At 39.5% G+C, this 11,967-nt stretch carries 1 protein-coding gene; it reads right to left on the reverse strand.

The window, feature by feature from the left end; all coding sequences use genetic code 11:
• Positions 1 to 349: 349 nt before the first annotated feature.
• Complete coding sequence (locus tag EO115_RS01325; RefSeq protein ID WP_126937190.1) at positions 350 to 11,674, reverse strand: ESPR-type extended signal peptide-containing protein; 11,325 nt, start codon at positions 11,672 to 11,674, stop codon at positions 350 to 352.
• Positions 11,675 to 11,967: the final 293 nt, after the last annotated feature.

The raw sequence follows: 11,967 nt of genomic DNA on the forward strand, positions 1-11,967 counted from the left end.
TCATCTTCCGCTCTAGTCATCTTGCTCGGCTAGGTCTTGTATCAATCAATTTGAAACAGAATTAATTTAAATTTATTATATACTATTTGTGTATACTATTCAAATTGAATTTTTTTTAACAAAATTCATATATATAACATGTTCACTAGAACATATATAAAAATATTTTCAGAAATTTCTTTAAATTTGTACTCAATTTAGTTAAGAGTAGCAAGCATATAATCAATCCTTTTCTAAGATACATGTGGCTCTGTATCTAAGATAGGTCTAATTTGTATGCTTGCATACCCACATTATTATTGCTAGTCTTATCTTATTTCCCCTCAATAACTCAACTGCAACCTTCTTATCATTTTTCACTCAATCGTTTGAATAACTCAGCAATTTGTTCTTGTTGCTTTTCATTTAACTCTTTCAACATTTCCACCTGTTTTTCTAATCCTTTTATCGTTTTCAACTGTTCCTTTTGTACTCTAGTTTGCGCTTCTAAGGCAGATACCTTATCTTGTAATGTGTAAGAGGCACTAATTGGTCCTTGACGGAATGTATCCTTCACTGCTGTTTCATCAGCACGAGCACCAAATTTCCAAGTCACACTTGCATTAGCCATCACTTCACTACCATAGCCATTGAAGGATGCGCCTACATGGAACATAGTAGATTCATTTTTGTAATGGTTCACGCCGAGTGCTAAAGCGCTAGCTCCTTGATAGTAACCTACGCCTGCAGAAATTTGAGTTGGCTCCAATGGATCGTACTGAATGGATTGCAAACCTGCTAAAGCGGCTGCTTGTGCGCCAGAACGATTGATACGATTATTGATATTAATCGTTGTACCTCGTAATTGAGACACGTTAACTGCATCTGTATCTTTCGTACCCGGAGCTACATTATGAATTTGTTGCATACCTGCTGAGATACCTTCTGTCATAACTGGTTTGCCATCTGGACCTTTCACAGGATTACCATTGCTGTCTAACACTGGTTTATCCTTACCGAAGGAGATAACACGAGTATTATCTACTACATTTGGTTTCAAGGCTTCCACAGCACCTGTATAGTCCTTGCCTGGTTTGCCGTCTTGCCCTACATATTTGTAAGTACCGTCTGTATCTTTCGATACTGGCTTACCATCTTTGTCCAAGAATGTAAGGCTACCATTCGCATCACGAGCCACGATATCATTCGGAATAACTTTCAACCCTTCGTTAGTATACTCTGTGGAGTTACCAGGATTTTTAATCACTTCTTTTTGTTTACCTGTGGCTGGATCAATAACTGGTTTACCATCTTTATCGAATACTTTTTCCATTTCATCAGTGGTAGTAAAGGCAATCTTATCACCAGATACATGCGATGTTTTTTCTACACCGGTTTTTGGGTCTTTTGCATTAAAAATTAAATCTTTATTGGTGAATGATGTCTTATTATCACCAGATTTATCTGTTAAAGCAATTTCCTTAGGTCCTACTACAGCTGTATTGTCATCTTTATCTTTGTAAGTCGTTCCTGCAGCATCAGACGTATTCGTATTTCCATTTGTATCCTTCAATACATTGGTTGTTGGAGTACTTGTATTGGTATTACCTTCTTTATCTTTGATAGTAATGGCATCACCTTTAATGGTTGTGGTAGCACCATCTTTACCATTCACACCGATTGCACCTTGTCCATCTTTCGCTGTCATGGAAATGCCATCTTTACCATCTTTGCCTTTAACTGCAAATTCACCACTGCCGTCTTTACCTACTGAAGCGGATACCACATCTTTACCGTCAGCATTTTTCACGATCATAGCACCATCTTTGGCCGGTGTTACATCCGCTTTTGGTACTGGTTTTGCATTGGCTTTTGGTTGTTTTGTCACTGGATCAATGTCGGATTCTTTGTAGTAATCATCGCCAACTTTCACAAGGTTGTTACCATTTTTATCAACCGCTGTACCACCAGTTGTGACAGAATCAATTTTAAGATCTCTATTCACATCTACTTTGACAAATGTAGTTTCTTCCTTAATACCGTCCGTATTAACTCCATCTACAGTTACCATAGATACGTTTGCATTAGCGCCATCTACGAATTTCACATGATCATTAGGATTTACTTTATCGTAATCTTTTCTTTCTTTATTGAAATCTTTATCAGTCTCTCCAAGACCTATATGCCACCCCGATGCTTGAATCGCATTAGCAACTGTATTACCAGTTACAATACCCGAACCAGTATTAGTAATTGTATCTTCCTTAGGATTAACACTTAATGGAGTTCCTACTAAATTACTATTTTCATCTTTTCTGATACTTGTGACGTTATCATCTTTATCTACCTTATAGAAATGCTTTCCAACTCTAAGTGCTTTAATTTTCTTACCATTTGGACGAGTGATCGTTACTTTATTCGTAACTTCCCCTTCTTTGATACCTACTGTAATTTCACGAGTACCGTCAGCCAATGTGGTACCATTAATTTCAATGCCGTTACCGCCTTTGAAATCTACTACATTAGCATTTTTCACCACATCTTTGTAGCCATTTCCATCTTTCGCAGATACAACCCAGCCCATATTTTGCAAGTCACCTACTGTAGCTGCTGCATTTTTGTTGACAGGCGCATCAGATGTACCCTTCAGGTCTACTAAATGAGCATCCTCGGTTTTTGGTTTTATATCTGGTGCAGCACCCGGTTTCGTTGCTGTACCTTCTGGAGTTGTCGTAACCACATTTGTATTCAACGTGGAACCTACGCCTGTAATTTGTGTTGGCTTGCCATCCTTCGATGTAATATTCAACGCAGAAGATGGTTGTGCATCAGATGTATTATTCGTAGCAGGTTTTGCCGCTTCTGCTTTCATTGTCACAGGGCTCACTGGTGTAACAGGTGTTGTTACATCTACTGGTGTTGCATCTGGTTTTGGAGCACCATTCACTACATCCGCTGGTTTGTAATATTTGTCGCCCACTTTTGTGTATGTATTGCCTTTGCCATCTGTATAGGTATTGGGGCTACCTACATTCAATGTCCCTGTATCCACATTGGTGAAAGTCACATTGTCTTTCGTAGCGTATGTAATTTTACCATTTGCATCCTGTTTCACAGTCAAATTATTGCCTGCTACCATTTCCACAGTATTGCTTGGTTTAATTAACTCTCCATCATCCTTAGTTCCAGTAAGTTTTTCTCCACCGTCAGCAGATGTTTTCAAGTTGAAGCCCGCATTGTTGATCGCTTCCGCTACATTTTGCACGGTAGCAACTTTATTCAATCCTGCCTCATCATGCGCTCTCTGTGCTGCCTCTACCGGTATTTGTTTTGCTTCCACATCAGCTTTCTTATCTGCCACAGCTTGTTGTAATGCCGGATTTTTCGGATTAGCTGCTAATGCTTTTTCTGCTTCTTTCAAAGCTTTTCTTGCTGCAGACAGGTCTTTTTCAGCAGCTGCTAAGGTGTCTTTTAATTGCTTAGCCGCAGCTGGATCTGCAGGTGTAGCAATAGCGCCCGTTTCTTTATTATCCGTACCTACTGCTGGTTTCATTTCCCCAGTAGTTACTTTCACGCCATTTTCATCAACTGTTACAGAACCATTAGCTGCTTTTACATTAAATGTAACATCACTCGCTGTATTACCCTCACGAGTTGTTACCACCGCGGTAGTACCAAGGCCATTTACAAAGTTCACTGTATCATATGGTTTTACAAAATCACGAGATTCCCCATTGTTTTGTAAGTTCCAACCTGCATTTAATACATCGGATACTGTGGCTGCATTGTTGCCAATATACTTAGGATTTGTTTGTCCATCTTTTGTTTTTGGATTTGCTAATGCTGCCGCTTCTTCTGCTGTTAATGGTGCTTTATTAATATTGCCATTATCAGGAGTTTTACCTACCACAGTTCCATCTGGTTTTGTAATGTCTTCTGTTCCATCATTTACATTTGGAATGTTGTTCATCACATTTTTCAATGTAGTTGGACTTGTTGTACCTTCTGGTCCATTGATAGATGTAACCACATCACCTTTTTGAACTTCTGCACCAGATCCATCAGGGTTTTCAAAGAATTTAAGTTCTTCTTTTCCTGTATCTGGATTAGTAACCATCTTAGGGTATACTTTTGTTCCATCTGCTTTAGTATAGTTCACAGGTGTTACAGAATTATTAGTAGATACTTGGTCATCAACTTTTACAGTGATAGTACGAACACCATCCACAGTTTTACCAGATACGATGGCTGTCCCTTCGCCTACAAATTTCACTTCATTTGCATTTTTCACAGTATCTGTATAGGCCTTGTCTGTTTCCCCTGTTGTTTTGTCAGAAGACACAATCCAACCCATGTTGCGCAAATCGCCTACCGTAGCAGCTGTGTTATCGCTTACTTTTGGTTTTGAACCATCTATTGGAGTCGATAAGTCTACTAAACCATGGTTCGCTTTTGTAGAACCTGGAACTTCTTTTCCATCTACTGTATCACCGTATTTGTGTAAACCAGATGTTACATTTCCTAATTGTGTAGGATCTGTAGTTTTCTTATTTGGTTCAGTATCTGTATTTTTAACATTTGGATTCACCAAAGAAGAGGTTAATGGGTTCGCAGTTGTATCAATTGGTTTGATAACATTTCCATTTTCATCCACAGGTTTACCATCTTTATTCACTTTCGTACTTGGTTTACCATTTGCATCAATTGGTTGACCTTTATCATTCACTGTATAATAATCGTCTCCAATTTTAGATACTGGTGTTCCATCTGCTGTAGTGTATGTGACAGGTAATCCTGTTACATTGTATGTCACATTGCTTGTGGTTCCATCTTCAGATGTGGTAACCACAGCTGTTGTATTCACACCATTTACAAAGTTCACAGTATCGAATGGTTTCACAAAATCACGAGCTGCACCATTGTTTTGTAAGTTCCAACCTGCGTTTAATACATCGGATACTGTAGCTGCATTGTTACCAATGTACTTCGGATTAGCTTGTCCATCTTTTGTTTTTGGATTTGCCAATGCTGCTGCTTCTTCTGCTGTTAATGGAGCTTTGTTGATGTTTTCTACATCTCCTGTTTTTTCTGTACCATCAGGATTTGTAATTGTTCTGGATCCATCATTCACATTTGGAATGTTATTTTTAACATTGCTTAAGGATGTTGGACTTGTTATTCCTTTTGGTCCATTGATAGTCGTTTTTACTGGACCTGTTACATCCGCTCCTTTTCCATCTGGTTTTGTATTAAAGATTTGGTTACCATCTTTATCTTTCTTGCCAGTTGGATATACTTGGTTGCCATCTTTATCTGTATATACCACAGGTGTTACAGCATTGTTCGTAGACGTTTGGTCATCCACTTTCACAGTAATAGTACGCACACCGTCCACTGTATCACCAGATACGATGGCAGTACCTGCACCTACGAATTTCACTTCGTTCGCATTTTTCACTGTATCAGAGTACGCATTAGTCAAATCACCGGTCTTTTTATCGGCAGATACAATCCATCCCATATTGCGTAGGTCACCTACAGTAGCGGCTGTATTGTCGCTTACTTTTGGTTGTCCATTTTCTGGTTTGGATAAATCAACTAGGCCACGGTTTTTATCTGTTGTACCTGGTACATTATCTCCATATGTATCTAAGCCAGATGTTACATTAGTCACTTTCACTTTAGACGTACCATTAGGGCCAGATACTTTCAAGTCTCCATTATCAGTTTTAGACAACTTAGGACCTTGATCTCCACCTACTTGTACTGTGTCAAAAGATACATCATTTTTAGTGGTAAATGTAAATTTACTACCATCTTGTGTAATCTTGATGTTTTTATCTGCTTCAAAAGTAACTTTGTCGCCTGATTTAACAAGTTGATTAGTGGCTTCTTTTCCTAATTCTCCATCATTTGTTTTCGCAGATGTAGCCGTCCATGCTGCATTGTTGATAGCATTAACAACATTACCTACCGTAGCGACTTTATTTTCATCACCATTATTGGCTTCCACAGTACCTGGTTTGTCACCTGTAGTAACATTATTGATCGTACCTGTGTTAACTTTCACACCCGCATCATCAACAACTAAAGAACTATCTGCTGGTTTTACAGAAATTGTATTTCCTGTATCATCCTTTTGTAAGCCCTTGCCAAGATTTACACTATATTTTACAGTAGATGTTTTGCCATCTGTACTTGCCACTGTTGCAGTTGTCCCCTCGCCATCGATGAAGTTTACAGTATCATATGCTTTTACGAAATCTACTTCAGTTCCATTACCTTGTAAATTCCAACCAGCATTCAATACATCAGATACACTAGCGGCATTATTTGGATTGATATATTTGTCGCCATCTTTATTTGTTATATTTGGTGCTCCTTGAGATTTTGTCGCATTGCTTGGCGCATCTGCTGTATTGGCAGTATCGCTATTTTTTGTATTAGGAAGGTTAGATTTTATGTTAGACAATGTAGTTGGCGTAGTTGTTCCTTTTGGTCCGTTCACAGAGGTAATGACTTCTGTACTTGGAATTTCTTTACCTGTACCATCTGGATTTTCAAAGAATTTAACAGTCTTAGTTCCATCTCCATTATCCACTTCTTGAGGATATACTTTAGTACCATCTGCTTTTGTGTAATTCACAGGAGTCACAGTTTTGTTAACACCTGTTTGATTATCTACTTTTACAGTGATAGTACGAACATTACCCTCTGTTTTACCAGATACAATAGCACTACCTTCGCCGACAAATCGTACTTCATTGGCATTTTTTACTGCTTCAGAATATGCAGTGGCAGTTGTTGTTCCCTTAGCCCCTGTTGTTTTATCGGAGGACACAATCCAACCCATGTTGCGCAAATCTCCTACAGTAGCAGCATTTGTATTCGCTACAGAATTATCATCAAGGTTACGCAAACCATTTTTAGCTGGTTGTACACCATTTACTTCAGGGTCCGTATAGTTAACTAAATTACTTGTTACATTAGTAATTGGGTTACCACCATTATTTAAACCATCTTTTGTTAAAGATACTGGTTGTTTACCATTAGTAGCAGGTGTGATTGTTACACCATCACTATTGATTACAGTTTTGTCACCAGCTTGGTTTTTAAATTCAGCGCTTGTTAGACCAGTTAATTCTTTTTGTAAAGAATAGATAAAGTTTTTACCATCTTGTTTAACGGCTAAATTGTCACCAGCTTTGAAAGTTACAGTATCTCCAGCTTTGATTAATTCTGTAGCAGCACCAGACACTGTACCAGAGCCATCTTTATCTGCTGTCGCTTTCCAACCCATTTCTGTTAAGGTATTCACCAATTGATCAGCAGTCACCAATTTGCCATTTGTCGTATCCGCTGTTGGCACGCCATCAGCTCCTGTTGTAAGGGTCGCTGTTTTTGGTTTTAATGTGATTGTATCCTCTTCTGCACTTACTTCTAGCAAAGTACCATCGCTAGATTTAACAGTGAAAGCGATTCCATCTTTTTTATTTAACTCTTGTTTCTTAGTTTCAGTAGCGGCATCAGTACCGTTTTGGCCTTTTAATTGGATAGTATTGTTCGCTAGTTTATGGAATTGACTACCGTTAATAGCATCTTTAGAATCTGCAGAGATTTCACCATCTTTTACATTAGTAACTTTCACTGGATCCGTACCATTAGTACCAGATACTTTAAGGTCTCCCGCATCAGATTTACTTAATTTAGGACCCTGATCTCCACCTACTTGCACAGTATCAAAAGATACATTATCTTTTGTAGCAAAGGTAAATTTACTACCTGCTTGTGTAATCTTAATATTTTTATCTGCTTCAAAAGTGACTTTGTCGCCTGCTTTCACAGCTTGATCCTTAGCTTCTGCCCCTAATTCACCTGCTGATGTTGCTGCAGATGTTGCTGTCCATGCTGCACTATTTACAGCATTGACTACAGAATCTACGGTAGCGATTTTGCCAGCATCGCCATCTTTTACTTTCACAGTACCTGGATTAGTACCAGTAGTAACAGGTTCGATGTCACCAGTATTAACTTTTAAACCCTTTTCATCAGTAGTTAACGTGTTGTCCCCAGCTTTGACCTTTAAGCCCGCATCAGTTACTTCTAAAGATTTGTCAGCTGTATTAACGATTAACCCAGCATCAGTTGTTTTTAATGACTTATCACCTGGGTTCACCTTAACGCCACCAGTTCCTACGGTTAAGGATTTATCTACTGCTTTCACAGTGATATTGTTGTTATCGTCTTTTTTCAAACCCTCGCCAAGGTTTACGCTGTATTTTACAGTAGATGTTTTGCCATCTGTACTTTCTACAGTAGCTGTCGTGCCATCTCCGTTGACAAAGTTCACTGTATCATAAGGCTTCACGAAATCTACCGCTTTGTTATTACCTTGTAAATTCCAACCAGCATTCAACACGTCAGATACAGTGGCTGCATTGGTCGGATTCACTTGATTAGCAGCATTCCCTAATATTGGGGCTGCTTGGGATGTAGTAGCATTACTTGATCCTGTAGTTGCATCGTTATTTTTAGTGCTCGGCAAATTACCTGCCACATTAGAAATCACATTACCACCATTATTCAAACCTGTAGTCGTTAAAGAAACAGGTTGTTTTCCCGCGGTTACTGGAGTGACGGTCACTCCTGCTCCATTGATAGTAGTCGTATCTCCTGCATCATTTTTAAACTGAGCGCTTTTTAGTCCCGTTAATTCTGGATTCAAGGAATAAGTAAATTTAGAGGTTACACGAGTTCCTGTTTGACGATCTGGATGATCTGGATCTTCATAGACTGGTCTAGATGCATCTTCTTGATGTAACACCAAATTATCGCCTACACGAATTTTTAATTCATCACTAAGGCGAATCTTATCGATATTGCCTGTAGCTGTTCCAGGGTTTTCTCGTGTTGTTGTTTTACCATCCGCAGAATGTACTTCAGTTCCTTTTGTAGCTAGCGCTCCATTTAATTTCAATACACCAGAGCTAGTTTTATCTTTTTCAGCTTCTACAGACCAACCATTAGACATACGCTTTGTAACGGAGTTCAACTGAGAACCATTAATAGCATCTGTAGAATCATCGGCAATTCGGCCAGCTGCTACATTTTTCAATTGACGTTCTGCCCCTGGTGAACCAAAAGAAACTACGTCACCTTCAGAAGTATTTGTGCCACCTGCCCAATAGAATGTATAAGCTACTTTTTTACTATCAAAGGGTACAATTTTACCTTCGTTATCATAAGAAATATCTGTTTGACGAGTACCAATGGAATTCATATCAGCTCTAGAACCAGTCCCGATAGCTACCCCATTTTGTAACTCAGAAATAGCGCCTGTACCTAAAGCTACACCACCTAATTTTGTCACACGAGCACCTGTACCAATCGCCGTTCCTAAATCTCCAGTAGATAAGGAATGTACCCCCATAGAAATAGATCCATGACCATTTTTATTTGTTGTTGAGGAATAATCTAATGTAGTTGTATTTAAGGTGCCTCCATTTGTTAACTCTCCATAAGCTTGTTGGATAGTACCACTAGTGTTCTCCATTTCTACCGAACGGATGGTTCGTTCAATTTGTTCTCCGCCAATGGTCTCTGTCTTTTTAGTGGATTTGATAATCGTGTGGCCTTGTGCATCTTTTTTCTCTTTTTGATAGTTCACAGTTTGTGCAGCTACCTTAGTAATTTCGGAACCACCAATCATAATAGAGGAATCACCTTGTGCCTGTGTTCCTAAGCCCATAGCAATAGCACCTTGCTCACCAGAAGCAACAGCACCTTGACCTACCGCAATATCTGCCACTTTTTTAGCTTTTGCCAATTGACCTACGGCTACAGAAGCTTCAACTGCTTGGGACTCATCACCAACAGCAACGGCAGAACCTTTTGATACTGATTTATTACCCACAGCAACAGCATTTACATCTGCTTGAGAACTATAACCAAAAGCTACTGCAGACTCCTTTGCTCGTGCAGCTGTACCAGCCGCTACTGCATAATTACCTCGTGCTTCCGAGCCCATACCAATGGCGACTGCCGCCTCTGCATTCGCCACTACAGAAGCACCAGAACCGATGGCTGTAGCACCAAAAGCACCTTTTCGAACGATAGAGTTTGTACCAATCGCCACGCCTAATGGTGTAGTTGAATGTGCCTGCATGCCGATAACCGTAGACCCATCTTGACCATAGCTGGCACGCCAACTTCTATCTAAACCTACACCTACAAGCTCCTTATATTTATTGGTAATCGTAATAGGTTGTCCATTTTTTCCAGTCCCGGGAGTTACCTCAGCATTATAATCATTGACGCCTTTAGCCTCTCCACTATTAGGATTTTTTGCTTTGAAGTAATTCTTTTGGTCATAGGCTTGAATATCATTACCACCGATAACGATAGATCCCATACCGGCTACAGATTGCGCACCAATGGCTACTGATTGGTCACCAATGGCACGGGTGTTACGGCCTAAGGCTGTACCTTCATTAATATCTACGCCTTGAAATGAGAAGAATCCATCCTTGTTGGCAGCTCCTGTATTTTTAAAATAATCTACTTTGCTGGTAGTGCCTCCAAAAGCTTTCACCAACACGGTTGTATTATCATCGGCATCTGTACCAACGCCAAGAGGGGTTCCATCAGCCCCTACGGAGCGATACCCTACCCCTGCACCAGCACCAAGCGCAACTGAATTATTAACGGCAGTATTATTCTTATTAAGTCCTGTATAGGCATTCGTACCAATAGCCACACTACCGTCATCACCCCGTTTTTCCGTACTAGCATCATCTTTTACATGACCATTTCTATTACTACCCGCAATGGCTTTAAAGCCAATGGCAATACTACGTCCCCCACCTTGGTCACGGCTTTTTGCATCCTTACCAATGATGATATCTCCCACTTGTTTGGCAGTTGCTGAGTTACCAATTGCTATTGTATCAGCTGCTTTTGCATATGCTTGCGCTCCCAAGGCTAAGACTCCTTCTTGTTCTGCCTTTGCTGAGTTACCTATAGCAATTGTATTTGTAGCAGTAGCTCTAGCCTCATATCCTAAAGCTGTAGCTCCTTCTTGATTCGCAAAAGCTTTTCCACCGACCGCTGTGGTGAACTTATTCATTGATGTTGTACTACTACCCAAGGCAACACTGAATTCATTCGATGCATTTGCAGCATTACCGATAGCAATGGAATTCTCACCACTTGCTTGACTTCTGGAACCTACTGCCACTGCTTGCTTATTATTTGCTTTAGTCTCCAACCCAATAGCAACTGACCAGTTACCAGTAGATTTAGATCCAAAACCTAAGGCAATTGCACTGTCTTCTGTAGATTGTGCTCCTTTACCTATGGCCACACCATTGTTCTTCTCAGCTTTTGTTTCTTGTCCCAAGGCTACTGTACCAGAAGCACTAGCTGTAGCCGTTTTTCCCAAGGCTACAGCGCCAGCTCCCCCTGCAGTCGATTGCTCTCCAAAAGCAACACTCTCATTTCCCCCTGTGCCTGCCTGATTTATAGTCGCACTGACTGTACTTGCCATCACTGAACTCACCGCCATAGCCATAGCAGCAGAGCTAATGACAATAGCTTTCGCCTTATTGCGACCTACTCGTTTTGCTAGTTCTGATACAACAATATAACAACCTTTTGTTTTACTCCAAACAACTTTATATATATGATTGACTGACATATCTCCATTCTCCTTTATTCCAAACTACCAATACACAAGTAGATAATATACACAGTTTTTACATGCATACCTTTATAAAAAAACGACTATAACTCGATCTGTGATGAAGCTATAGTCGGTTAATACATAAGTTTACTTATATTTATAAATTTATAAAGGTCTTGCATTTCTTACTTTATCTATATTTAATTTTTGTTATCCTTATTATATATTCCACTTTTGATTTTTTTCAATACAAATTATCTTGATATTCAAAATTGGTATAATTACATATTTAAACAATATATACAAGT

This window comes from Veillonella sp. CHU740, from assembly GCF_003992055.1.
In the GTDB taxonomy this organism is placed as follows: domain Bacteria; phylum Bacillota; class Negativicutes; order Veillonellales; family Veillonellaceae; genus F0422.

What these genes read in the sequence shown, in the direction of transcription:
- EO115_RS01325 (WP_126937190.1), bottom strand. Translation starts at nt 11,674, where the DNA reads ATGTCAGTCAATCATATATATAAAGTTGTTTGGAGTAAAACAAAAGGT.